Here is a 24,560-nt window from a genome sequence, read left to right as displayed (position 1 = left end):
AACGGCTGCCCGCGATCGCGTGAAACGCGTGCCCGCGATCACGCGAAATCGCTGCCCCAATTCCGCGAAATGCGCACGCGGCGAGGGCGGCGACCGCTATGCCCTGACCATGAAGCTGTTCCAACTGGCGACGCGGCACCCGCCGCTGCGCCGGCTGGTGGCGCAGGTGCAGCCTTTGATGGACGAATTCGCCCGCGAGTTCCGCCAGTCCTGCCATCTGGTCGTGCCCGAGGCCGGCAATGGCATCGTCGTGGCGCAGGCCAGCCCGGCCGGGCATTGGGAATTCCGCGCCCGGCCGGGCGGCATTCTTGATCTGTTCACCACCGGCTCGGGCCTGACGCTGCTGGCCTTCCAGAAACCCGAGCGGGTGCTGGAGACCCTGGGGCAATGGGGCGTCGCCGATGCGGCATCGCGGCTGGCGGCGGTCGCCGGGAAATTGCAGGCGGTGCGCGAACAGGGCGCGCGGATCGAGCCTTCGGGGCAGCTGGTCGGGGTCACCGACCTCAGCGTGCCGATCCCCGGCCCCGGCGGCGAGGCGATCACGGCGCTGACCTGCGCCTATATCGAACAGCCCGACGCCGCCGGCACAGAGGACCGCAGCCGCGCGCTGGCGGCGCTGAAGGCGCTGGCCGCGCAGGTGTGACGGCGCCGCCTCAGCCGGCGATCACGCCCTTGCGGATGATGAAATTGGCATAGATGCGGGTTTCGGCGCAATGCAGCACCGCAAAGGCCTGCCGCGCCCGCTCGTAGAAAGCGAACCGCTCAAGCGAGGCCGGCCTGACGCCCTCGGCCGCAAGGATCGGCAGCGATTGCGCCACCACCTCGGGCACGGCATCGGGCTCGTCCACCACCTGCATGGTCAGCACCGGATCGGGCAGGAACGTGTCCACCGGCAAGAGCGACAGCACCGCGCGCAGGGCACGGATGGCGTCGCAGTCGATGCGCAGCGGCGTCCCCGTCACCGTGTGCCGCGCCACCGAGGCCGCGGGAAAATTCGCGTCGGCAATCACGATCTCGTCGCCATGGCCCATGGCGGCCAGCACCCGCAGCAGGTCGGGTGCGATCAGCGGGTCGATTCCCTTGAGCACGTCTGCCTCCCAGAGCCGGCACAGTTGCGCAGCCCCACCTTGACGGCAGGGCTGCCGCCGGATCAAGCCCCGGATTCGGGGCGCAGGCGGTTGTAGAGATGCCAGGTGCCATGACCCAGCACCGGAAACACCACGATCAGCGCCAGCAACCCGGTCAGCGCACTGATCACGATGCCGCCGGTGACGATCGCGCCCCAGGCCAGCGACGGGCCGAGGTTGCGCGTCACCATGGCAAAGCTGGTGCCGAAGGCGGTCAGCGCGTCGCGCCGCTCGGAGGCCAACATCGGCAGGGCAAAGACGCTGATGGCAAAGGCAAAGCCCGCAAACAGCGCCCCCACCAGCCCACCGCTGATCAAGAGCATCCAGCCGCGCAGCGTGGTGAAGGTATTGGCCATCGCCTCATCCGCGCCCGGAAAGGGCTGCAGCCCGAAAAACAGCGCATAAAGCAGGTCCGCCGCCCTGAGCCAGAACAGCAGCAGCAGGCACAACAGCAGGCCGGCATAGGCCAGTTGCCCGCCCGAGGCGGCGTGACTGTGGCGCATCTCGGCCAGATGCGGGTTGCGGCCGTGCTCGAGCTCGCGGCTTTTCTGGTAAAGCCCGATGGCCAGGAAGGGGCCGACGATCATGAAGCCCGCCGTGGCCGGCAGCAGCAGGTAAAGCAGGCCGTAATGATCAAGCGCCCAGATCACCGCGACCGAGATCAGGAACAGCAGCAGGCCGTAGGCCAGGCTTGACAGCGGGTTGTGCCACAGGTCGCGCCAGCCGGCGCGCAGGCAGTCCAGCGCGACATTGGCCGGCAGGTTGCGCGCCAGCCTGTCCTCGGGCGGCTGCGGCGCGCGCAGCGTCGGAAGGGGTTCCAGCATGTGACCTCCTCAGCAGGAATGCCGGGCCGGAGCCCGTTCGGATGAGATCGCGCCGCAATCGGGCTGCGAGTTGAAGGCGACGGCGATCAGATGCGCATTCGCCCCAAGAAACACGGCAGCCACCGTGCAGGCGCCCAGGATCGCCAGGCGTTTCTGGTTGCGCGCCGTCATTTCGCCGCCTCCTTCTGCGCCGCGAGGCCGGAGACGTAAAGCGCCAGCAGGTTGCGGTCGGCCTGCGACAGCCGCCCTTCCCAGGCGGGCATCACGCCCTGGCGGCCGTTCATCAGCGTGGTGCGGATGTCCTGCAGGCTGCCGCCATAGATCCAGTCGTTGTCCGAAAGCCGCGGCGCGCCGACGCCCATCTCGCCCTCGCCCCTCTCGCCGTGGCAGGAGGCGCAGTTTTCCTCGAACAACGCCGCGGCCGGGCCGTTCTGATCGGCCTTGCCGGTGTGAAGCGCCGCGACATATTGCGCCAGCTGGTCGATCTGGTCGCGCTCCAGCACCCCGTCCTTGCCGAAGGCCGCCATCTGCGAGACATTGGTCTCGTCATGGCTGCTGTTGATGCCGACGCGGATCAGCTCGGCAATATCGGCCGGATCCGAGGACCAGAGCCAGTCGCCGTCGTCCAGCGCCGGAAAGCCGGTGCCGCCGTCGCCGTCCTTGCCCTGGCCCTGCGCGCCATGGCAGGCGGCGCAATTGTCGGCAAACAGCCGCGCCGCGGCCGGGCGGGCAAAATCCATCAGCTGCGTATCGGCGGCCAGCGCCGCGAAATCGCCCTCGGCAAAGCGCGATTTCCAGCTGTCGCGCAGCGCCTCCATGCGGGCATGCGCCGCCTGGGCATCGGTCTTCTGGTCGATGCCCAGCAGCCCGCGGGTATAGTCGCGGCCCATGGGCCAGGTCGGCAGCAACACCCAGGACACCACCGCATAGACCACCGTGATCGCCAGCGCCCAGATCGCGATGCGCGGAAAGGGCGTGTTCAGTTCCTTGATGCCGTTCCATTCATGGCCGGTCGTCTCATAGCCGGTGACGGGATCGATTTCCTGCTGATGCTCGCTCATGCCCGGTCCTCCGCCATCAGATCGTCGCTCAGCACCGACTTCCCGGCGCGCTCATGCCGGGCGCGGAAACCCGGCCAGAAGGCATACCAGACCACCAGCAGAAAGAACCCCATCATCCACAGCAGGCCGAAGGTCTTGGCCAGATGAACCAGCGTCTCATGCGTTTCCATCACGACTCCTCCTCGTCCGCGGTCTTGTGGGCGACATCGGTCAGCTGCCCCAGCGATTGCAGATAGGCCACCAGCGCGTCCATTTCCGTCAGCCGCCCCGGATCGCCGTCGAAACTGCGCACCGCCGGGCGTTCGCCATAGCGTTCGGCGAAATCCGAGGCCGCGTCGCCGTCCGGCCGGGTCTGCGCCAGCGCGTCACGGCCGGCATTCCGGATCATCTCGGGGCTGTAGGGCACCCCGAGTCGCGCCAGCGTCGCCAGCTGCGCCGACAGATCGTCCGTGTCCAGCGCCCGCGTGAGCCAGGGATAGGCGGGCATGATCGAGGTCGGCACCACGTCGCGCGGGTTCAGCATGTGCAGGACGTGCCAGGCGTCGGAATACTTGCCGCCCAGCCGCGCGATGTCGGGTCCTGTACGCTTGGACCCCCAGAGCATGGGAAAATCCCAGACGCTTTCGCCGGTCACCGAATAGGGGCCGAAGCGGTCGATGTCGTCGGTCAGGGTGCGGATCATCTGGCTGTGGCAGGCATAGCAGCCCTCGCGCATGTAGATCTCGCGCCCGGCCAGTTCGAGTGGCGTGTAGGGGCGCATGTCCTCGGGGACATCGACGGTGTTCTCGATGGTGAACAAGGGCGCGATCTCGACGATGCCGCCGACGGATGCGGCGACGATGATGCCGACCACCAGCCCCAGCGACAGCTTTTCAAGGTTGTAGTGCAGTTTCAGGATGGGCATGGCTTCACTCCGCCGCCACTTGTGCGGATGCGTTGAGGATGGGGCGGTCATGCGCCGGCAGCGTGCCGGGCGCGCGGCGGAAGGTGGCAAAGGTGTTGACGCAGCAGATCAGCGCCCCCGCCAGGACCATGGCGCCGCCGATGGTGCGCATCAGGTAATAGGGCGCCATCGCCTCGACCGATTGCAGAAAGCTGTAAAGCAGCGAGCCGTCCTCGGCATAGGTGCGCCACATCAGCCCCTGGGTGATGCCGGCGTTCCACATGGCCACGACATAGAACAGCGTTCCCATCACCGCGAGCCAGAAGTGCCATTCGACCGCCTTGGGCCAGCGCATCTCGCGCCGGCCGGCCAGATGCGGCACCATGGTATAAAGCGAGCCGAAGATGATCATCGCCACCCAGCCCAGCGTGCCCGAATGCACATGGCCCACGGTCCAGTCGGTGTAATGGCTCAGCGAGTTCACCGGCCGGATGGCCAGGAACGAGCCCTCGAAGGTCGACAGCCCGTAAAACACCGCCGCCACGAACATGAAGCGCAGCGTGGCGTCGTCGCGCACCTTGTGCCAGGCGCCGTTCAGCGTCGCGATCGCATTGCCGGCCGAGGCCCAGCTGGGCACCAAGAGCATGATCGAGAAGGTCATGCCCAGCGTCTGTGCCCAATGCGGCAGCGCCGTGTAATGCAGGTGGTGCGAGCCCACCCAGATGTAAAAGAACACGATGCCCCAGAAGGACAGGATAGACAGGCGATAGGACCAGATCGGCCGCCCCGCGCGCACCGGCAGGAAATAATAGAGCATGCCCAGAAAGCCCGCGGTCAGAAAGAATGCGACGGCGTTGTGGCCATACCACCACTGCACCATGGCATCCTGCACCCCCGACCAGATGGTATAGCTTTTCGTCGAGGAAAGGCTGATGGGCAGCGCGAGGTTGTTGATGATGTGCAGCATCGCCACCACCAGGATGAAGGCGAGGAAATACCAGTTCGCCACATAGATATGCGGTTCCTTGCGGCGCGCGATGGTGCGCAGGTAAAGCAGGAAATAGGTGACCCAGATCACCACCAGGAACAGGTCGGCATACCATTCCGCCTCGGCATATTCCTTGGACTGGGTGGCGCCCATCATGTAGCCGCTGACCGCCCAGGCGCAGAACAGGTTGAAGCCGATCAGCACCACCCAGGGGCTGAGGCTGCCCGCCAGCCGCGCGCGCGAGGTGCGCTGCACGACAAAGAACGAGGTGGCGATCAGCGCATTGCCGCCAAAGCCGAAGATGATCCCCGAGGTATGCACCGGGCGCAGCCGGCCAAAGCTGGTCGCGGGCCACAGCGGCGTCGCCTCGGGCCAGTAAAGCAGTGCCGCCACCCAGACCCCGGCCACCATGCCGACCACCGCCCAGACCATGGTCATGGCGATGCCGAATTTCGACGGCTCGTCGTAATAGCGTTCCAGCCGGTCGGCGGGGGCGTCGGGATGCAGCAGCCCGCCCGAAAACAGCGCGACCAGCAGGATGCCCAGGGCCAGCGCCATGCCGCCATGCACCGCCATCGGCCCGTGTCGCGCCGCTGCGGCCATGGCAAGGCCGATGATGGCCAGGAGCAACGCCAGGAGGGCGGCGCTCCGGCGCTCGGTTAGGGTCAGCGACTGGATCATGGCTTGGTCTCCGGCTTGATCAGGCGAAATTGCAGTTCGGCGCAGGCAGGGCCACCTGCGCCAGGGTCGATTGGTTCAGGGCGTGCAGGAATGCCTCCTCGGCGGCGCGCAGCCGGTGCCGCAGCAGGCAGTGCCCGTCCAGCGTGCAGTCGCCACCGTCGGGGCCAAAGCATTCCACCAGCGCCTGGTCGCGTTCCAGCAGGCGCACCACCTCGCCCAGACGGATCTGATCGGGCGGGCGGGCCAGCATGGCGCCGCCGCCGCCGCCGCGCCGGGTAACGACATAGCCGCCCTTGACCAGCGCCTGCACGATCTTGGCCAGGTGGTGGCGCGACAGCTGCAGATCCCCGGCGAGCTCCGCGCTTGAATAGCCGCGTTCGGGTGCGCCGGCCATCCGCATCAGTGCCCGCAGGCCGTATTCGGTGAATGAGGTCAGTCGCATCGAGTCACGCCTCGAATTGGTATTTCCAATGCCTATTGCCGAGATGCTAGCATGATGCAACCATGTAAGCACGCCGCGTTATCGGGTGCGCCAGATCGTCGCACCCCTGGCCGCGCCCCTTGTCGGGCCGTCGCCGGATGAAAACATCGTGGTGCATCAGGATCATGCGCCGCCCGGTCCGCGCCGCCGGGGGCTGCGGCATGTTTTCGCAGGGCGCCGGGAAAGGTCGCAAGGATGAGCGAGATGCAGATGCCCAGGGCAACGCCGGAACTGGTCGAGCGGCGCCGCGAGCTGGCGCCTGATGCCGAGGCCGCCTTTCGCGACTTCTCGAAGGCGGTCTTTGCCCCCGGCGCGCTGGACGCGCGCACCAAGCAGCTGATCGCCGTGGCGGTGGCGCATGTCACCCAATGCCCCTGGTGTATCGAGGGCCATGTCAAGGGCGCCACGCGCGAGGGCGCCAGCCCCGAGCAGATCATGGAGGCGATCTGGGTCGCGGCCGAGATGCGCGCCGGCGCCGCCTATGCCCATTCGCTGAAAAGCCTCGACGTGCTGGCAAAGGCCGGGAAATGACCGGCGCCGCGCAGGGCGGCGACGGGGCGGGCTCGCCCGCCTGCGCGGCCGCGCAGGTAGCGCCCGACTATTTCGACCCGTTGGGGGTCGAGCCGCAGCAGGTGCATGACGTGGCGCGCTGGCGCAAGGCGCGGCGGGCAGATCTGCTGGCCAGCCGCGCCAGCCTGGGCGTCGAGGCGCTGCACCACATCGCCCAGGGCATCGGCACGGCGCTGGACGCCGTGCTGGCGCATCTGCATGTCGATCCCGCCGGCAAGACGCTGGCCGCCTATTGGCCGATCAAGTCCGAGCCCGACCTGCGGCCCTGGCTGGGCGCCATGCACGCGGCCGGGGTGCATCTGGCGCTGCCTGCGGTGGCCGAGCGGGGCCAGCCCCTGCTGTTCCGGCCCTGGCAACCGGGTGCCACCATGCTGCGCGGTTTCTGGAACATCCTCGAACCCGCCACCGAGGCCACCGTGATCCCCGACATCGCCCTGGTGCCGCTGGTGGGCTGGGACGGCGCGGGCTATCGGCTGGGTTATGGCGGCGGCTATTACGACCGCACGCTGGCGCGTATCAGCCCGCTGACCATCGGCGTCGGCCTGCACGCCGCACGGCTGCCGACCATCTATCCCCAGCCCCATGACATCGGCCTGGCCGCGATCGTCACCGAGGCCGGCATCGAGTTCTGCGCTCAGTAGCGCAACCGCGCATAATACGAGCTTTGCGCCGCCGCCCGCGCCTCGCCGAGCGTGGTGATGCCGCGCCCGCGCAGGATCGGCAGCAGGCGCAGCAGCACCTGCGCCGTGACCAGCGCATCGCCCGCGGCATTGTGGCGGTTGGTGATGGTGACGCCCAGCCGCCCGGCGATCGCCTCGAGCGATTGCGAGGTCTCATGCGGCTGCGCGATGCTGGCCAGCAGCAGCGTGTCCAGCACCGGCTGATCGAAACGCAGCCCGGTCGCGGCCTCTTTCAACTGCAGGAAACGCATGTCGAAGGCGACATTGTGGCCGACCAGCACGGTATCGGTCGCATAGCCATGAAAGGCCGCCAGAACCTCGCCGATGCGGGGCTGGCCGCGCACCATCTCGGGGCGGATGCCGTGATAGGGGATCGAGGCTTCGGGGATCGGCCGGCCGGGATCCACCAGCTGGTCAAAGCTTTCGCCGCGCAGGATCTTGCCGTTCAGGATGCGCACGGCGCCGATCTGGATGATCTCGTCGCCGCCGGCCGGATCGAGGCCGGTGGTCTCGGTGTCGAAGACGGTATAGGTCAGGCCCTCCAGCGGCTGCTCGTCCAGCGCCCGGCTGGACAGGCTGGCGGCGAACAGGTCGAAATCATAGAATTCCGGGCGCGGGCCGGGGGCGGCGGTCTCGCGCCCCCCCTCGGCGGTCGGCAGCAGGAAACGGAAAAAGGACTGGCCATGACTGCGGTCCTGTTCCAGCCACAGCTCGCCCCCATGGCGCTCGGCGATGTCGCGCACCGCGATGTCGGGACCGCCCTGGCCCAGAGTCACGTTCTGCAGGGGCGCATTCGCCACCGCCTCGGGCAGCACGTCCTCCAGCGGCCAGACCAGATCCAGATGCGCCCAGCCCCGGCGCGGCGCGGCGCCAAGGCGCAGGATCAGCGGCGGCACGCCGCGCGCCCCGAACAGCCGCCCGGCCAGCGCCGCCAGCGCCTGGATCAGCGAAAAGCTGTCCACCCGCAGCCACATGCCCTCGCCGCCCTGCAGCACCGGCAGCTGCGCGGTCTCGGCGCTGATGCGCTCGGCCGCGGCGGCCAGCAGGTCCGGCCCGGGCATTTCCTGCAAGGGCCAGCGGGTGAGAATTTCCTGCGAGGCGTCGGCCGTCAGCGCCGCCAGCTTGCGGCCCATGCCCGTGACCTCGTCGCGCACGATGGCATCGAATCCGGCGCGTTCGGCCGGTTCCAGATCGGGATATTCCAGCATGTCCAGCGCCGCCTGCATATTGGCCAGCGAGGCGCGGCTGGATTCCGTCAGCTCCGCCATCCTGCGGTCGCGGCGCGACTGCTGGGCATAATCCTGGGTGATGTCGTCAAACAGCAGCACATAGCCGCTGATCGCGCCGCCCCCGGACTGCGGCCGCACCGGCGCCAGCACCACATGCACCAGGCTGCCCGAGCCCATGCGCGTCACGAACCGCGCCGAGACCGCCGCCTCGGCGCGGGCGATATGGCGGTCCACCGTCTCGCGCGCATGGACGATCAGCGCGCGATCCACCACGGCATGGATCGAGCGGCCAAGCCCGATCAGCTCGGCGCCGCCGGCGATCTGCGCCCCGCCCGCGACGCGGTGAAACAGCGCCCGCGCATGTTCGTTGTAAAGCAGGATGCGCCCGTCAAGGTTGCAGACCACCACGCTTTGTTGCAGTTCCGCCATCAGCGCGCCCAGCTGGTCGCGTTCCTGCGCCACCTTGGCCTGCGCCTCGGCTACCAGCCGCGCCATGTCTCCCTGCAGGCTTTCGCGCTGCGCCGCCAGATCGTTCAGCGCCTGTGCCAGTGCGGCGGTCGCGCCGCCGCCCCCGGTCTCCAGCCGCGGAGCGCCGGGGTCGTCGGCCAAGAGCCGCGCCGCATCGGCGAGCCGCGCCGGCCCCCGGACAAGGCGCGCATGAAACCGCGCCGCCAGCCAGCCGGCCAGCGCCGCGCCCGCAAGCCACCAGCCGATGAGGATCGCCCCCGCTTGATCCAGCGCCGGGGCCAGCGCCGCACGCAGCCCGGCCTGCTGATCGGCGGGCAGCGCGGCCAGAAACAATGCCGCCCCGCCAAGCGCCCAAAGCACCAGCGCAAGGCCCGGCAGCAGCGGCGGCAATATCTGGCGCAGGCCCGGCCTCATGCCAGCAGCTCGCGGATGCGCAGCGCCAGTTCGCGGGTCGAGAAGGGCTTGGTCACATAGGCATCCGCCCCCGCCCCCATGCCGCGGGCGATGTCGGTGTCGCGGCCCTTGGCGGTCAGCATCATGATCCGCGTTCCGGCGATGGAAGGGTCGGCGCGCACCGCCTCGCAGACCTCGAACCCGGTCATCCCGGGCATCGAGGCGTCCAGCAGCACCAGCGCCGGCATCTCGCTGCGGATCATCGCCAGGGCCTGGGTGCCGTCGGGCGCCACCAGCACCTCATAACCCTCGCGTTTCAGCATGAAGGACAGCGAGACGACGATGTTGGGCTCATCATCCGCGATCAATACCTTTGCCATCACCCCTCCCCCCTTTCGCTGCCCGTCACCGGCAGGCTGAAGCCGAAACAGGCCCCCGGCCCCGGCCCGTCCTCGAGCCACATCCGCCCGCCCAGATTAACCACGATCTGCCGGCTGATCGGAAGCCCGAGCCCGGTTCCGCCCGGCCGGGTCAGCAGATCGCCACCCTGGCGGAACTTCTCGAAGACCCAGTCGCGCTCGGCCTGCGGCACGCCGGGTCCGTTGTCCTGGACTGTCACCACCAGATCATCACCCTGCCGCGCCAGCGTGACCGCGATCACGCCGCCCGCGCGCGGCACGAATTTCGCCGCATTGGACAGCAGGTTCACCATCACCTGCACCAGCCGGTCGGGATCGGCCGAGATCACCGGCACCTGCTCCGGCAGATCCAGCCGCAGCTCGGCGCCGCTTTCGCGCAGCAGCTCGGCGGTGGCGCGGGTGGCCTGCTGGACCAGCGCCTTCAGGTCCACCGGCGCGTAATGCCAGTCCGCCATGCCGGATTCGATCTTGGCCAGATCCAGCACCTGATTGACCAGCCGGCTCAACCTTTCGCTTTCCGACAGGATGATCTGCAGGAACTCCTCGCGCTCGGCATCCGAGATGTCGGGCGTGTCCAGCATCAGTTCGGTCAGCGCCCGGATCGAGGTCAGCGGTGTGCGCAATTCATGCGTGACCGAGGACATGAAATCGTCCTTGAGCGAATCGAGGCTTTTCAGCTTTTCATTCGCGGCGCGCAACTCGACCGTCGCGGCCTCAAGCTCGCGCGCATAGGTGCGCACCTGCGAGGCCTCGTCGATGATCTCCAGCACGTCGCCCATGCTCAGCGGCTCTTCCTGGGCCACGGATTCGACCATGACCCTGGCCGAGGCAGTGCCGATGGCGCCGGCGATCTGGCGCTCGACCCGATCGACCAGGCGGGCATCGGCGCGCGCGCCCTCGCCCTCATGCGCGTGCTCGTCAAACATCGCGGCCGCCCGCGCCGGCCCCAGGAACCGCGCCGCCAGCGCCCGCAGGTCGTCGAGCCGCGCCCGCCCGCGCCAGAACACCGGCGCCGACGCGCCACGCTGGAAGACGTTGACGAACAGCAACGCCTGGCTGGCCTCGCGCGCGCTGGCGCGGCTCATCAGCGACAGGCTGGTGAACAGGCCGATATTGACCAGAAGGCTCCAGAACAGCGAATGCGTCAGCTCGTCAAAGCCGGTCAGGCCGAACAGCGCCTGCGGCGACAGCACCGTCAGGCCAAAGGGGCCTTCCAGGAACTCGGCCCCGATCCAGCCCGATTTCGCCACCGAGGGCAGCATCAGCGTATAGGCCCAGACCAGCGCCCCGCCGATCAGCCCCCAGAGCGCGCCGCGATGCGTGGCGCCCTGCCAGTACATGCCGCCCAGCAGCGCCGGGGCGAATTGCGCCACCGCAGCAAAGCTGATCAACCCGATCGAGACCAGCGCGTAAGCCTCGCCGGCGATGCGGAAATACAGATAGCCCAGCAGCAGCACGATCAGGATGGCGCCGCGCCGGATGTTCAGCAGCAGCCGGGTCAGGTCGCCCCCCGCCGCCAGCCGCCCCGAGCGCAACAGTGCCGGCATCACCAGATCGTTGCAGACCATGGTCGAGACGGCGACGGTTTCCACGATGATCATTCCGGTCGCCGCCGAGAGCCCGCCGACATAGGCCAGAAGCGCCAGCCCCTGCGCGCCCTGCGACAGGGGCAGCGACAGCACATAGCTTTCCGCGCCGGCGCCCCCGTCCCCCATGACCAGCATGCCGCCGATGGCGATGGGCAGGACAAAGACGTTGATCGCCAGCAGATAGGCCGGAAACATCCACGAGGCGCGCAGGATGTGGCGCTCATCCGTGCATTCGACCACCATCATCTGGAACTGGCGCGGCAAAAGCAGCACCGACAGCATCGAAAGCAGCGTCAGCGCGAACCATTGCGCGCCCTGGAACCCTGCAAAGCCCGCGCCGTCCAGCTGCAAGAGCCCCGCCATCTCGGGTCGGGCCTGTGCGCGCGCCCAGATGTCGCCCATGCCGTCGAACAGCCCATAGGTCACGAAGATGCCGACGGCGAGAAAGGCCAGCAGCTTGACCGCCGATTCAAAGGCGATGGCGGCAACCATGCCCTCGTGGCGTTCCGACAGGTCCAGATGGCGGGTGCCAAAGACCACGGCGAAACCGGCCAGCGACAGCGCCATGTAAAGCGTGCCGTCCTGCCACCATGCCGCGTCCTCGGGGCCCGAGGCGCCGGTCAGCACGTCATAGCCGGCCGAGACCGCCTTCAGCTGCAGCGCGATATAGGGCAGAATGCCGATGACGGTGATCAGTGTCACCAGCGCCGCCAAAAGCGGGCTTTTGCCATAGCGGCTGGCGATGAAATCGGCGATCGAGGTCACGCGGTAGCTGCGCGCGATGCGCACCATCTTGCGCAGCAGGACCCAGGCCAGCAGCATGGCCAGCATCGGCCCCAGATAGATCGGCAGGAACCAGACCCCGCCCGAGGCGGCGCGCCCCACGCTGCCGAAATAGGTCCAGGCCGAGCAATAGACCCCCCAGGACAGGGCAAAGACCAGGCTGCTGTCGATCAGCGAGCGCCCCTGCCCGGCGCGGCGGTCGCCGTAAGCCGCCACCGCCACCAAGAGCAGCAGATAGCCGAACGAGGCCGCCAGCACCTGCGCGGGGGACATCATTCCCCGGCCTCGCGCAGGTCGGGCGGGTCGTCCTGCGGCGGCGCGGGATGCGCGCGCGCGATCAGCGCCAGCACCAGGATCAGCCCACCCCAGATCAGGAACAGCGCCAAAGGCAGCAACGGCAGGCCGAACAGCGTCACGGAGCGGTCCCAGATCAGCAGCAGCGGAAAGTTGAACAGCACGAAACCCAGACCGCAAAGCGCCAGCAGCACCGGGGCCGGAGGTCCGTCGCGCCGCCTCACAACGCACCCAGCCGATAATGCTGCGTGAGCCATTCCTTGAAATCGCGCACGATATTGAGGGAATCGCGCAGCACCTGGCGGTCCAGCCGGCCCAGTTCGGCGGGCCGGATGGTATTGCCCGGCTCCTCGGCCCGGTCGATCTGGGCAAGGTTCGCGTCCAGCTTCAGCCCCATCATGCAGTGCAGCGCGTCGGTCAGATCGCGGGCCAGCGCCTCGCTGATGCGACCTGCCGCGGCCAGCGCGGAAAGCCGCGCTGCGGTTCCGGTGGCCGGGATGCCATATTCCAGCGCCAGCGCCCGCGCGCCATGCACCAGCGGAAATATCCCCAGCTTCTTCAGGTCGATCTCGGCCGCCTCGGGGCCGCGCATCCCGGGCAGGCGGCGCCACCAGCCGCCCTCGCCGGTGCTGTCGAACTGCCGGATGGCGGCGGCGAAACGCGCATGGAAACTGTCGCTGCCGCTCAGCATGCGCCGCAGCCGCGCCTGCAGCGCGGCCAGCAGTTCCCCGTCCCCGGCCACCGCGACCGCGTCCAGAAAGATCGCGAGGTTCATCGGCCCCTCGGCCTCGGCGCCATGGATCCAGTCGCGCAGGCTGTCGCCGAAATCCGTCAGGCTCTGACACCAGAGCGGCCGGCTCAGCATGATGCCGCCCGGGCATGGGGGATAGCCGAACGAGATCAGCGCCTCGGTAAAGGCCCGGGTGATCCGCTCCAGCCCCTCGGGGCGAAAGCCGTCGCGCAGGATCAGGGCATTGTCCTGATCGGTGCGGATGATCTGCTCGCTGCGGCCTTCGCTGCCCATGACGATCAGGCAGCTGTTCTCGCGCAAGTCCTGCGGGGCCAGCATCTGCCACAGGCGCTGGAAGATCTGCCGGTTCAGACCGCCGACGATCTCGGCGATGAACTCGACGCGCACGCCGTCGCCATGCAGCGCCCGGATCAGGTCGCGCACCTGCCCGGCCGGCTGGGCCAAGGCCGCGACATCCCCGGCCCCGGCGATTTCGGCCGAGACCAGATGCGAGTGATTGGCCAGAAACCCCATCAGATCAAGCTGACTGAGGATACCGACCACGTTTTCCCCGTCGCGCACCAGCACGCGGTGGATGCGGTGGCGCAGCATCAGGATCATCGCATCATAAAGCCCGTCGCCGATGTCCACGGCGCGCGGCGCGAAAGTGGTGAAATCGCGCACCTGCAGCGCCGCCGGCGGCTGGCCGCGCAGCACCGCCTGCAACAGGTTGGTGGTGGTGAAGATCCCCAGGGCCGCGCCGTCGCGCACCAGCGCATCGGTGATGCCAAGCGCGGCCAGCTGGCTGCAGACCGTCACCAGATCGGTGTCGCCAGTAACGAAATGCGGCTGGCGCAGGATGGCGTCGCCCACATGCGCGGCCATCAGCGTCACCATCTCGCGCTGGCCGTGGCGCAAAACCGGGGGCGCGGCCAGCGTCATCCCTCGCCCTCCGGCGCCGCAGCCGTCATCCCCGCGAAAGCACGCATGTGCCCACCCCCTGCCGAACCGATGCCCTCCTGCCCGCAAAGGATTGATAAGCCGAAGGGTGCGGCGAGCACAACAGGCTTGAACGGCCCGGGCCGCGCGCGCCCGCGATCAGGCGGCCAGATAAAGCCCGATCGCGGCCAGCATGAACAGCGCCAGCACCAGGCCAAAACCGCGCCCGATGGCAGGCACCGCCGCCAGGCCCAGATAGCGCGACAGGATGACCCGCGCCTTCAGCCAGGCGATGACCAGGATCACCGCCGAGGCCGCCTTCAGCCCGTTCGCGTCCAGTCGCGGCAACACCAGCGCGATCACCGTCGAGACCGCGCTCAGCCCGATCAGCGCCAGCCATGCCCTTGTCAGAATGTCCATCTTGTCCATCACCGCAGCAGATAGATTATCGGGAACAGGATCACCCACACCAGATCCACCATGTGCCAGAACTGCGCCCCCGCCTCGACCAGCTCGGCGCGGGTGCGGATGGCGACCAGGGCAAGGATCACCACGCCCGCCGCGACATGGGCGGCGTGAAAGCCGGTCAGCAGCCAATAGAAGGTGAACAGCGGATGGGTCTCGGTGCTCAGCCCCTTGGCGGCGGCATCGGCATATTCGATGCCCTTGAGCACCAGAAACACGATGCCCAGCAGCCCCGCCAGCGCCAGGTTCAGCCGTGTCGGCCCCGGCCGGTCGTGATGTGCGTCGCGCGCCGCACGCGCGGCGAACCAGCCCGAGGTGACCAGCACCGCGGTATTGATCGCCGCCGAGACGCGGTGCAGCTGGTCCTGGGCCTCGGCAAACCCGGTCGGATCGCCCAGGCGCACGGCGAGAAAGGCCAGCAGGCCGGCGCCGAACACCGCCAGTTCGCTGACGATCAGCACCCAGATCATCAGATCGCCCGGCAGATCGCGCAGAACGGACTGCTGGGCGGGAAGCTGTCCGTCGCTCATGCCGGAACCCCCGCGGGTTGCGGGCGGGGCGTGGCATCTGCGGGCCGGGTCCGGCCTGCGCAACGGGGGCGGGCGGTGGCCGGATGGATGCGCATGGTCATGAAATCGCTCATGACGCGGGTCCTTTCAAGGGGTTGCAACTGCTGCGGGCCGCAGCGGCCTGTGCCCCGAGAGGATGGGGACGCCGGCCGCGGCAAGGGACGCGCTGTCCCGGCCCGGACGGCGCGACCTTAGCACGGGGCGGGGCGCAGTGCCACCCGCGCTGCGGCGCCGCGGCACCGCCATTTCCTGACAAGAACCCTTGCTGCGACGAAATGCCCCGCCCCGGCCGCGCATGGCGGCCGGCGGCAGATCCCGCCTCAGGCCATGAAGCGGAAGCGGTGCAGCGAGATGAACAGGCTGAGCAGCTTGTTCACCACCGGCTCGCCCTCGTTGCGGTTGCCCAGGGCCTCGAGGGCGGCGTCGATGGCCTTGGCGCCGGCGGTCAGTTCGGACGCGGTCATGTTGGCCATGACGCCATAGATCTCCAGCCGCAGCACGGCCTTTTCCGCGCCATCCTCGGTGACGATGCAGGCGCCGGCATGGCGGTCCACCTGCCGCAGGCAATGGCACATCTCGGCGCTGTCCTGGCCGACGACGACGAAATAGGGCTTGGGCGCCGGCCAGTAGGTGGCGACCGCGCCGCGGTCGAGATGCACGCCCTTGAACAGCCCGTTCACCACATGGCGTTCACCCGAGGCATAGCGCTGCACCACCGACAGGCGGCTCAGCTTCTCGCCGTCCAGTTCCGGCACCACGCGCCCGTCGCGATATGGTACCCAGACCTCCTGGTGGAACTTGGCGTGACCGCGGCCATAGACATCGAACAGGATCACCCTGGCGCTTCTGCCATCGGCCGAGATCTCCAGCGGCACGATGTCCAGTTGTTCCGGCACCAGATTGCCAAGCCCGGGCACGCCCTGCTTGCACATGGCGGAATAGTCGATCTCGGCATTCTGCAAGAGCTTGCCGCCCTCGGCCACCAGCGCCCCGTCCTTGAAGACGTAAAGCGGCTTGATGCGCGACAGGCTGTCGGTCAGCACGATGTCGGCGAAGCGCCCCGGCGTCAGCGAGCCCAGCATGTCCTCCATGTGGAAGGAGCGCGCGGTGTTCAGCGTCGCCATCTTGATCGCCTTGATCGGGCTGATGCCCATATCGGCGCAAAGCGAGATGATCCAGTCCATGTGGCCCTGGGTCTGCAGCCGCTCGACCGAGATATTGTCGGTGCAAAGCATGAAATTGTCGGTGGGCCATTTGCGCGCGACGATGGCGCGCAGCAGGACCTTGATCACCTCGGCACTGCCGACGCCGAACTTGATATGGGTCGGAAAACCGTAACGGATGCTTTTCTCGATGTCGTCGGCGGTCCAGACATCGTGGTTGTTCGACACGCCGATGGCCGGCAGATAGTTCAGCACCATGTCCGACAGCGCCGTGACGCCCCAGTGCCCGTTCATGAAGCCGCCGCGGGCGCGCACCCAGGCGGCCTTGCGGAAATCGTCGTCATTGCCGGAACTGTAGGTGAAATGCTCGAACTCGCCGAGGCCGATCACCGGCTTCATGTCGAGGACCGCCTCGGTCACGCGCGCGGCGGTCTTTTTCCCCGGGGCAAAAGCGAACAGCCGGTAGGGCAGTTTCTCGTAGTCGCGAAACAGGTTTTCGGCCGCCTCTACGCCCTCCTCGCCGGCGGCGCTGAGCAGGTCCAGGCATTCGGCATAGATCGTGGTCGTGCCGCAGGGGACCATGGCCTCGGCCAGCGCGGTCGGATGCGCGAGCTGCGATTCGAAATGCAGATGCGCGTCGATCAGCCCGGGGATGGCATAAAGCCCCCGGCCGTCGAAGACCTCGCGCACCCTGATCGCCGCGGCGTCCGGGTTCAGCGCCACGATGCGCTTGTCATGGACCAGGATCGAACCGTGATAGACACTTTCGCCATGCACATCGAGGATGTTGAGATTCGTCAGCAGCAGGTCGGCCTCGGCCTTGCCATGCAGGATGTCGAAGATCGTCCTGACCTTGTCGTAATGGAAATTGACCATCTCGTTCATGGTGCCCTCCTTCGGGATATTCCGGCGGCTGCGGAGCGCCTGCCGCCCGCTCTGCCCTGTCGTGATCCCGATAAGTAGCCTGTGCTGCGCCTCCGGAAAGCAGTAAATTCCGCGCATCGCGGCCGCTTTTCGAGAGCGGTCCCCGCTGTCAGGCGGCGATGGCGCCCGCCAGCAGCGTAAGGGCGATGCAGGCCAGCCAGGCCGAGGCGATGCGCTGCACCCACAGCAGCCGCCGGCTGCCGCCCGACCCGGCCCGCACCAGGGTCCCGGCGCCGCCCCAGGCCAGCGCCGCCGCCGCGATCATCAGGCACAGCAGCATCAGGCGCAGCGCAGGTGATCCGCCCGCGGGCAGCAGCACCAGCCCGAAGACCAGCGCCTTGGGATTGAGCAGCGTGGTGACGAAGACGCGGCGCGGCCCGATCGCCGCCGTCGCCCCATGCCCGGCGTCAAGCCGCCACAGACGGACGGCCAGTGCCATGACCCAGAGCGCCGCCGCCAGTTTCAGCGCCGCGGCGACAAGCGGCCAGCGATCGGGCAGTTGCAGGCCCAGCAACAGCAGCGGCAGCACCGCGCCCAGATAGCCGGCCAGTTCCGCCGGCAGCAGCCGCAGCACATGGCCAAGGCCCCGCTGCGCGCCGACGACGCCCATCAGCGTGTTCGTCGGGCCCGGGGCCAGCAGCAGCGCAAGCGCCGCAAGGACAAAGGCGGTCAGAGACATGCGGGGACCATCCATTACGTGCCGAACCGCCCGGCCGGCGGAACCGCGTCAATGGCCCGGATCGCGCCCCCGCGCAAGGGCGGTGGCCCGGCATGGCGCCGGACCACCCGTCCCGGCTTACATGAAGTCGAAGACGTTGTTGAGCAGCAGCGTATCGCCGGTCGAGAAGGTCAGCAGCGTGCCGCGGGCATTCTCGGTGGCGGTATAGCGCATGCCGCCGGTGTCGAGGATGTCGTTGTCGCCAAAGGCCAGCACGGTGTCATGGCCAAAGCCGGCGCGCAGCACGATGGTGTCGACCTCGGCATCGGCCTGGGCGCCGTTCGGGTTCCAGAAGTCGCCATTGGCCGAGATCAGGTCGTTGCCGGCGCCGCCGGTGATGGTGTCTCTGCCCTCGCCGCCTTCCAGCGTGTCATTGCCGGCGGTGCCGATCAGCACGTCGTCGCCCCAGCGGGTGTTCCAGCTGATGCCATTGCTGCCCGAGACCTGGGCGCCCGAGCCGTCCACAGTGTCATTGGCAAGGTGGTTCCAGCCCAGTTCGAAGCCGAAGAACTTCAGCTCGGCGATGCGCGCCCCGGTGTCGACCCGCGAAACCCCCGAGAACGAGCCGTCCGTGCCCACGGCGGTGATATTGGTGGTGACGCCGCGCGCGCCGTCGCCATTGCCGCCGGTCCAGCCCCAGGCGTTGATCACGTCCTGGCCGCCGCCGCCATAGATGGTGTCATTGCCGGGATCATGCCAGGTCGAATCACCCAGACCCCAGCGGATGTTGTCGATGCCGGCGCCGCCATAGACCAGGTCATTGCCGGTGCTGGACTGGATGTGGTCGTTGCCCGAGCCGGCGCGGATGGTGTCATTGCCGATGCCGCCGTCGATGTAGTCGTCGTAGCGCGTGCCCACCACGTCGTCATTGCCGGCGCCGGTATAGATGGTCAGCCCGTGCTCGGGCGTGTCGCCATGCGCGCCGCGCAACGTGGCCGCACCGGCGCGCACAGTGTCATTGCCATCGGTCAGGTGGATGCGCTCCATACCCGAGAATTTCAGCGAATGTTCGCCCGAGGTCACCAGCCCGTCCTCGGTGTTCTCGAAGTTCAGCTTGACGCCGCGGTTGCCGCCGACGAACAGGCGGTCGCCACCGGTCTTGTCCAGATAGATGTTGACATCATAGGCCTCGCCGAGGTCGCCACCGATGAAGGTGTCGTGGCCACCGGGGGTCCAGTGGAATTCGTCCGCGCCGTTCAGCCCCAGGATCTGCTCGCTGCGGTCGGTGCTGTTGATGATGTCGTTGCTGTTCGTGGGCATGCTGTGTCCTTGATGGAGGGATTTCCCGGGTGCGGCCTGACGCCGGAGTTCCGCGCAGTCATTGTCCGTCCGGGCCTGTATGAAAACCCTGTGATTGCCTCAGGGCGGTGTTGCTCTGGTTTTCGGCGAAGCTCGGCCCAGGTTGCGTTCCAGCGGTGGCGGGTTGTCGCTGACACGGGACGGCTTGCACCACTTCAGGTATTCTTCATTCGTTAATTTTCTTCTAACAAGGTAGTTCGCCCGATCGGAAATCGCCGCCGCGGCGCGGATCAGGGGCGGGAATCACCCTTGCCCGCGCCTGCCCGGGCGCGCATGCATGGTGCGAAGGTCGCGGGAATCAGGCCGCGCCGCGCGGAAAGGACCGCTCGGGCGGGCGCCGGGACAGGAAGGGAACATGACCCAGGACCCCAGGAAGCTGCTTGCGCAACTGTTCCGCGCCGCCGTGGACAGCGCCGATCCGGCGCATGTCCTGGCGCGCCACCTGCCCGAATTGCCGCGCGGCCGTGTGGTCGTGGTCGGGGCCGGCAAATCCGCCGCCGCCATGGCCCGCGCGGTCGAGGCTGCCTGGCCCGAGGCCGATCTTTCGGGCGTGGTCGTCACCCGCTACGGCCACAGCCTGCCCACGCGGCGCATCCGCGTGCTCGAGGCCGCGCATCCGGTTCCCGACGACAATGGCGCCCGCGCCGCCGAGGCGATCCTGACCGCGGTCCGCGGCCTTGGCCCCGAGGATCTGGTGCTGGCGCTGATCTCGGGCGGGGGTTCGGCGCTGATGACCGCGCCGGCCGAGGGCCTGACGCTGGCCGAGAAGATGCAGGTGAACCGGCTGCTGCTGGCCTCGGGGGCGCCGATCTCGGTGATGAACCGGGTGCGGCGCCGGCTGTCGCGCATCAAGGGCGGGCGGCTGGCGCTGGCGGCGCAACCGGCGCGGCTGGTGACGCTGGCCATCTCGGATGTGCCGGGGGACGATCCGCGCGCCATCGCCTCGGGGCCGACGGTGCATGACCCCGATGCCGGGGCCGATCTGGCCGAGATCGCCGCCATGCTGGGTCCCGACCTGCCCGAGGCGGCGCGGCGCCTGCTGCTGGCCCGGCCGCAGCCCTTGCCGGCCTTTGCCGCCGATTACCGGCTGATCGCGACGCCGCTCATGGCGCTGCAGGCCGCGGCCGGGGCGGCGCGGGCCCTGGGCATCACGCCGCTGATCCTGGGCGACGCGATCGAGGGCGAGGCCAGCGCCTGCGGCCAGGTCATGGCCGGCGTGGCGCGCAGCGCCGCCAGGCACGGCCTGCCGCTGCCCGCTCCGGCGGTGCTGCTGTCAGGGGGCGAGACCACGGTGACCATTGGCGCCGCCCCGCCCGGCCGCGGCGGCCGCAACTCGGAATTCCTGCTGGCGCTGGCGCTGGCGCTGGACGGGCTGGCGGGCGTGCATGCGCTGGCCTGCGACACCGACGGCATCGACGGATCCGAGGACGCCGCCGGCGCCCTCATCGCCCCCGACACGCTGGCGCGCGCCCGCGCCGCCGGGCTGGACCCGGCGGCGATGCTGGCCGGCCATGACAGCTACAGCCTGTTCCGGCGGCTGGACGATCTGGTGATGACCGGCCCGACCCTGACCAACGTCAACGACTTCCGGGCGATCCTGATTTCCTGACCCCCCGGGGGGGGGGAGCGCGCGGCGCCCTTGCTGCCGCCCCATGTCAATGTGCCTTGTGTCAATGCGCCTCGCCGCCACCGGCACCGGGGCTGGGCTTGTCCACCAGCAACAAGAGCATTCCAAGCGCCGCGAACAGCAGCGCCAGCAGCAGAAAGATGTCGGCCAGCGCCATGACCATGGCCTGCCGGCGTACCAGATCGGTCAGCGTCGCCAGCGCAGCCTGGCTCGCGCCCTCGCCCAGCCCGGCATAGGCGTGTTCCAGCGTGCTGACGGTCTGCGTCGCGGCGGGATTGCCGGCGGTGATGCTTTCGGCAAGACGGGCAAAGTGGAAATGCTCGCGGCTGATCAGCACGGTGTTGATCACCGCAAGCCCCACCGCGCCGCCCAGGTTGCGTGTCAGGTTGAACAGGCCCGAGGCGTTCTTGACCTGCACGGGCGGCAGCATCCCCAGCGCGATGTTCGACACCGGCACCATGCAGAACATCAGCGACACGCCACGCAGGATCTGCGGCAGGAAGATCTCCCAATAGTCCCAGTCCGAGGTGATGCGCGTCATCATCCAGCACGAGAGCGAGAACAGCGCGAATCCCAGCCCCATCATCAGCCGCGGATCATAGAGGCGCGAAAACCGCCCGGCGATCGGTGCGGTCAGGAACATCGCCACCCCTGAGACCATCATCGTCTCGCCGATCTGCAGCGCATTATAGTCGCGCACCCCCGCCAGCATCACCGGAAAGATGTAGATCAGCCCGTAAAGCCCGATGCCCAGCCCGAAGGAAAACAGCGAGCCCATGGCAAAGTTGCGGTCGGCGAAGGCATCCAGCCGCACGATCGGCTCATGCGCGGCAAAGGCCCGCCAGAAGAACAGGAACCCGCCCAGCACCATGACCGCGCTCATCGCCACGATCAGATGGTCGGCGAACCAGTCCTTGCCGGAACCTTCTTCAAGCACGAATTGCATCGAACCCAGAAACAGCGCCAGCCCCAGAAACCCCCACCAGTCGAAATGCTGCAAGAGGCTCAGGTCCGGCCTGTCGAAATCGATCAGCGTCACCGCCGCGGTGGTGACGATGATGCCGGGGATCACATTGACCAGAAACAGCCAGTGCCAGCTGAGATACTCGGTCAGATAGCCGCCCAGCGTCGGGCCGATGGTCGGCGCCATCGTCGCCACCAGCCCGATCATCGGCGAGACGACATGCATCTTCGAGCGCGGAAAGATCGTGTAGGCGCAGGCAAAGACCGTGGGAATCATCGCGCCGCCGACAAAGCCCTGCAGCGTCCGCCACAGGATCATCTCGGGCATGGAATTCGACAGCGCGCACATCACGCTCATCAGCGTGAAGCCGCCCGAGGAGATACTGAACAGCCAGCGCGTCGACAGCATCCGCGACAGATAGCCCGACAGCGGGATCATGATCACCTCGGCGATCAGATAGGAGGTCTGGATCCAGGGGATCTCGTCCTTCGAGGCGGCCAGCCCCGACTGGATCTCGGAGAGCGAGGCCGAGACGATCTGGATGTCCAGGATCGCCATGAACATGCCCAGCACCATCAGCAGGAAGGTGATCAGGCGGCGCGGGTCCAGGCGGTCATCGGCGCCCGCCAGGGCACCGCCGGGCGCAGGCGTCGCCGTGGCGCTGGCGGCCATGGCTCAGCCCCGGCCCCGCGCCAGCCGCGCGGCGGCGCCGGCCGCCGGCAGGCCGCTGGTCACCGCACCCTGCGCGCCGGGCACTTCGGCGGGCACTTCGGCGGGCACTTCGGCGGGCGCGGCGCCGGAATCGGCAGCGGGCATCAGCGGCCGGTCCTCGCCGGTGCGGGTGTCGATCTCGACCACGACCGACATGCCCGGGCGCAGCGGCAGGCGGGCGCGATCGGCGGCGTCGATGCTGATGCGCACCGGCACGCGCTGCACCACCTTGGTGAAATTGCCCGTGGCATTGGACGAGGGCAGCAGGCTGAACACCTGCCCGGTGCCGGCGGTCAGGCTGTCCACGGTGCCGCGCAATTCCTCATCGGGCCAGGCATCGACGCGGATCACCGCGCTGGCCCCGGGCCGGATGCCGGCGATCTGGGTCTCCTTGAAATTCGCCCCCACATGGATGTCGGCGACCGGCACCAGCGTACCGATGCGCGAGCCGGTGGTGACAAAGGATCCGACCTCGATCTGGCGTTCGGTCAGGATGCCGTCGAAAGGCGCCCGGATGCGGGTAAAGTCCAGATCGCGCCGCGCCTGCGCCTCGCGGGTGCGCGCCTGGCGCACGTCAAGGCGGGCGCTGTCCCGGCGCGCCTTCAGCACCGCCAGTGCCGCCTCGGCCTGCATCAGCCCGGCCTCGGCGCTTGCCACCTGGGCGGCGGCGGATTTCGCCGTGGCCTCGGCCGCATCCAGCGCCGCCTGCGTCCCGGCCGAACTGCTGCGCAGGTCCTGCGCGCGCCGAAAGCTTTTTTGCGCGCCGTCACTGGTGGCGCGCGCCGCCATCAGCTGCGCCTGCGCCTGCTTGATCGCCGCCGCGCCGGCGGTGATCTGCGCCGCCAGCTGGGTCTCGGCGCTTTCGGCCAGCGCCAGGCTGTTTGCGGCCGCATCAAGCGCCAGGCGATAATCGGCGGGGTCGATCAGGGCGATGACCTGGCCGCGGCGGACCGGCGCGTTCGGCGCCACCAGCACCTCGGCGACATAACCGCTGTCGCGGGCCTGCAGGGTGATCAGGTCGGCCTGCAGATAGGCGTCGTCGGTGCTTTCGTGAAATCGGCCATGACTGAACCAGTCCCAGCCGGCATAGCCCGCGCCCAGGGCGATGAGCAGCGCAAGCCCGCCCAGCACCCGCCCGGCCCTGCCGCCCCTGCCGTTCGCGGGTGTCGCTGCGGCCGGCTCCCCTGTCGATGTCATGGATGCGCCTTTCTGCTGCGGCGCGCGCAGCGGCGGTGCCGCGGCGATTCGCGCCATGCGCCAGAATAATATTGACCGAACGGTTCGGTCAATATAGCTTTCGGCCATGCCGCCGACCCGGCGCCGGTCACAAGTCCCCTCGCAGGTCCCATGAACGAACTGCCCCCCCCCGAAGCCACCGAGGACCCGCCCAAGCGTCGCCAGATCCTGGACGGCGCCCGGCGGATGTTCCTGTCGCGGGGCTTCGAGGCCACCTCGATGCAGGACGTGGCCCGCGCCGCCGGGGTCTCGAAGGGCACGCTCTATGTCTATTTCGACGGCAAGGAGGCGATGTTCGAGGCGCTGGTGCTGAAGGAATGCCGCCGCATGCAGCAGGTCCTGCACCGCCCCGGCCTGGGCACGGGCGCGCTGGCCGAGGAACTGCACGGCATCGCCCGACAGATGATCGACACGCTGATGCAGCCCGAGACCCTGGCCGCGATCCGCATGATGATCGGCGCGGGTGAGAAATTCCCCGACCTGGCCCGCCAGCTGCATGAGGCCGGGCCCTCGCGCTCGATGCAGGCGCTGGCCGACTATCTGCGCCAGCGCGTGGCGCAGGGCGACCTTGCCATCGCCGATTGCGAGGCCGCCAGCGCCGAATTCGTCGATCTGGTGCTGTCGGGCCTGCAGCGGCGGGCGCTGCTGATGATGCCGCCGCTGCTGCCGGCACAGATCGACGCCCATATCACCGCCCGCGTCGCGCGCTTTCTGGCCGGGCACTGAATCCGGCCCGGCCAGGGGC

General features: G+C 68.5%; 25 protein-coding genes. 5 read left to right on the top strand and 20 right to left on the bottom strand.

The features are described from left to right. Positions 1-643, top strand: a 643-nt coding sequence (locus WMK75_RS01740; RefSeq protein WP_347265932.1) for a hypothetical protein, incomplete at its 5' end; no start/stop codon positions are given. 10 nt (positions 644-653) lie between these two features. On the opposite strand, the gene WMK75_RS01735 is transcribed toward WMK75_RS01740, so the two are convergent. The 8 genes from WMK75_RS01735 to WMK75_RS01700 form a co-directional block, all read right to left on the bottom strand. Further along, on the bottom strand, positions 654-1,088 hold the full coding sequence (locus WMK75_RS01735) for an RbsD/FucU domain-containing protein (protein ID WP_347265931.1): 435 nt from the start codon (positions 1,086-1,088) through the stop codon (positions 654-656). Positions 1,089-1,150: 62 nt separating this feature from the next. Further along, positions 1,151-1,951 carry a DUF2189 domain-containing protein gene (locus WMK75_RS01730; RefSeq protein ID WP_347265930.1) on the bottom strand — a complete coding sequence of 267 codons (801 nt, stop codon included), beginning with the start codon at positions 1,949-1,951 and terminating at the stop codon, positions 1,151-1,153. Between the two features lie 9 nt (positions 1,952-1,960). Continuing rightward, entirely contained in the window at positions 1,961-2,122 is a 162-nt protein-coding gene (locus tag WMK75_RS01725) for a hypothetical protein (protein ID WP_347265929.1), read from the bottom strand. Next, positions 2,119-3,012: a cytochrome-c oxidase, cbb3-type subunit III gene (gene ccoP / locus WMK75_RS01720; protein WP_347265928.1), complete on the bottom strand. Its 894-nt coding sequence runs from the start codon at positions 3,010-3,012 to the stop codon at positions 2,119-2,121. Before ccoP ends, WMK75_RS01725 begins: the two co-directional genes overlap by 4 nt. Then, entirely contained in the window at positions 3,009-3,182 is a 174-nt protein-coding gene (locus WMK75_RS01715; protein WP_347265927.1) for a cbb3-type cytochrome c oxidase subunit 3, read from the bottom strand. The genes ccoP and WMK75_RS01715 overlap by 4 nt, the downstream gene beginning before the upstream one ends. Beyond that, on the bottom strand, positions 3,182-3,916 hold the full coding sequence (gene ccoO / locus WMK75_RS01710; protein ID WP_347265926.1) for a cytochrome-c oxidase, cbb3-type subunit II: 735 nt from the start codon (positions 3,914-3,916) through the stop codon (positions 3,182-3,184). The genes WMK75_RS01715 and ccoO overlap by 1 nt, the downstream gene beginning before the upstream one ends. Before the next feature lie 4 nt (positions 3,917-3,920). After that, entirely contained in the window at positions 3,921-5,564 is a 1,644-nt protein-coding gene (ccoN, locus tag WMK75_RS01705) for a cytochrome-c oxidase, cbb3-type subunit I (RefSeq protein ID WP_347265925.1), read from the bottom strand. 19 nt (positions 5,565-5,583) lie between these two features. Beyond that, on the bottom strand, positions 5,584-6,006 hold the full coding sequence (locus WMK75_RS01700) for an Rrf2 family transcriptional regulator (RefSeq protein WP_347265924.1): 423 nt from the start codon (positions 6,004-6,006) through the stop codon (positions 5,584-5,586). A gap of 234 nt (positions 6,007-6,240) precedes the next feature. Between WMK75_RS01700 and WMK75_RS01695 the strand changes: the two genes are divergently transcribed. After that, on the top strand, positions 6,241-6,576 hold the full coding sequence (locus WMK75_RS01695) for a carboxymuconolactone decarboxylase family protein (RefSeq protein ID WP_347265923.1): 336 nt from the start codon (positions 6,241-6,243) through the stop codon (positions 6,574-6,576). Further along, entirely contained in the window at positions 6,573-7,256 is a 684-nt protein-coding gene (locus WMK75_RS01690; RefSeq protein WP_347265922.1) for a 5-formyltetrahydrofolate cyclo-ligase, read from the top strand. Before WMK75_RS01695 ends, WMK75_RS01690 begins: the two co-directional genes overlap by 4 nt. On the opposite strand, the gene WMK75_RS01685 is transcribed toward WMK75_RS01690, so the two are convergent. The 10 genes from WMK75_RS01685 to WMK75_RS01640 all read right to left on the bottom strand — a co-directional run bounded on the left by WMK75_RS01685 (position 7,250) and on the right by WMK75_RS01640 (position 19,238). Next, a complete protein-coding gene (locus WMK75_RS01685; protein WP_347265921.1) occupies positions 7,250-9,406 on the bottom strand; it encodes an exonuclease domain-containing protein in 2,157 nt (718 codons plus the stop codon). The two genes, WMK75_RS01690 and WMK75_RS01685, sit on opposite strands and share 7 nt — an antisense overlap. Next, positions 9,403-9,765, bottom strand: a complete 363-nt coding sequence (locus tag WMK75_RS01680; protein ID WP_347265920.1) for a response regulator — start codon at positions 9,763-9,765, stop codon at positions 9,403-9,405. Before WMK75_RS01680 ends, WMK75_RS01685 begins: the two co-directional genes overlap by 4 nt. After that, the gene (locus WMK75_RS01675) at positions 9,765-12,452 is read right to left on the bottom strand and encodes a sensor histidine kinase (protein ID WP_347265919.1); all 2,688 of its coding nucleotides are present in this window, start codon (positions 12,450-12,452) and stop codon (positions 9,765-9,767) included. The genes WMK75_RS01680 and WMK75_RS01675 overlap by 1 nt, the downstream gene beginning before the upstream one ends. Then, on the bottom strand, positions 12,449-12,694 hold the full coding sequence (locus tag WMK75_RS01670; RefSeq protein WP_347265918.1) for a hypothetical protein: 246 nt from the start codon (positions 12,692-12,694) through the stop codon (positions 12,449-12,451). The genes WMK75_RS01675 and WMK75_RS01670 overlap by 4 nt, the downstream gene beginning before the upstream one ends. Beyond that, positions 12,691-14,142 (bottom strand): putative nucleotidyltransferase substrate binding domain-containing protein, encoded by a 1,452-nt coding sequence (locus WMK75_RS01665; RefSeq protein WP_347265917.1) that lies wholly within the window; start codon positions 14,140-14,142, stop codon positions 12,691-12,693. The genes WMK75_RS01670 and WMK75_RS01665 overlap by 4 nt, the downstream gene beginning before the upstream one ends. Positions 14,143-14,298: 156 nt before the next feature. Beyond that, positions 14,299-14,559: a nitric oxide reductase F protein gene (locus WMK75_RS01660; protein WP_347265916.1), complete on the bottom strand. Its 261-nt coding sequence runs from the start codon at positions 14,557-14,559 to the stop codon at positions 14,299-14,301. 8 nt (positions 14,560-14,567) lie between these two features. After that, positions 14,568-15,134 (bottom strand): cytochrome c oxidase subunit 3, encoded by a 567-nt coding sequence (locus WMK75_RS01655; protein WP_347265915.1) that lies wholly within the window; start codon positions 15,132-15,134, stop codon positions 14,568-14,570. 359 nt (positions 15,135-15,493) lie between these two features. Continuing rightward, positions 15,494-17,221, bottom strand: coding sequence for an adenine deaminase C-terminal domain-containing protein (locus tag WMK75_RS01650; protein ID WP_347265914.1), 1,728 nt, complete (start codon positions 17,219-17,221; stop codon positions 15,494-15,496). A gap of 148 nt (positions 17,222-17,369) precedes the next feature. Continuing rightward, the gene (locus tag WMK75_RS01645) at positions 17,370-17,939 is read right to left on the bottom strand and encodes a hypothetical protein (RefSeq protein ID WP_347265913.1); all 570 of its coding nucleotides are present in this window, start codon (positions 17,937-17,939) and stop codon (positions 17,370-17,372) included. A 117-nt stretch (positions 17,940-18,056) separates the two neighbouring features. Then, a complete protein-coding gene (locus WMK75_RS01640) occupies positions 18,057-19,238 on the bottom strand; it encodes a hypothetical protein (protein WP_347265912.1) in 1,182 nt (393 codons plus the stop codon). 394 nt (positions 19,239-19,632) lie between these two features. On the opposite strand from WMK75_RS01640, the gene WMK75_RS01635 reads away from it, so the two are divergent. Then, complete coding sequence (locus WMK75_RS01635; protein WP_347265911.1) at positions 19,633-20,886, top strand: glycerate kinase; 1,254 nt, start codon at positions 19,633-19,635, stop codon at positions 20,884-20,886. Between the two features lie 61 nt (positions 20,887-20,947). Here WMK75_RS01635 and WMK75_RS01630 read toward each other — a convergent pair whose 3' ends face one another. Together WMK75_RS01630 and WMK75_RS01625 are read right to left on the bottom strand one after the other, a co-directional pair. Further along, positions 20,948-22,540: a DHA2 family efflux MFS transporter permease subunit gene (locus WMK75_RS01630; RefSeq protein WP_347265910.1), complete on the bottom strand. Its 1,593-nt coding sequence runs from the start codon at positions 22,538-22,540 to the stop codon at positions 20,948-20,950. A 3-nt stretch (positions 22,541-22,543) separates the two neighbouring features. Further along, positions 22,544-23,776, bottom strand: a complete 1,233-nt coding sequence (locus WMK75_RS01625) for an HlyD family secretion protein (protein ID WP_347265909.1) — start codon at positions 23,774-23,776, stop codon at positions 22,544-22,546. Between the two features lie 150 nt (positions 23,777-23,926). Between WMK75_RS01625 and WMK75_RS01620 the strand changes: the two genes are divergently transcribed. Continuing rightward, on the top strand, positions 23,927-24,541 hold the full coding sequence (locus tag WMK75_RS01620) for a TetR/AcrR family transcriptional regulator (RefSeq protein WP_347265908.1): 615 nt from the start codon (positions 23,927-23,929) through the stop codon (positions 24,539-24,541). Positions 24,542-24,560 lie beyond the last annotated feature (19 nt).

Source organism: Paracoccus sp. (in: a-proteobacteria), assembly GCF_039808215.1.
GTDB lineage: Bacteria > Pseudomonadota > Alphaproteobacteria > Rhodobacterales > Rhodobacteraceae > Paracoccus.
Note: the sequence above shows the minus strand (reverse complement) of the source record. Positions and strands in the feature narration are given on the sequence as shown.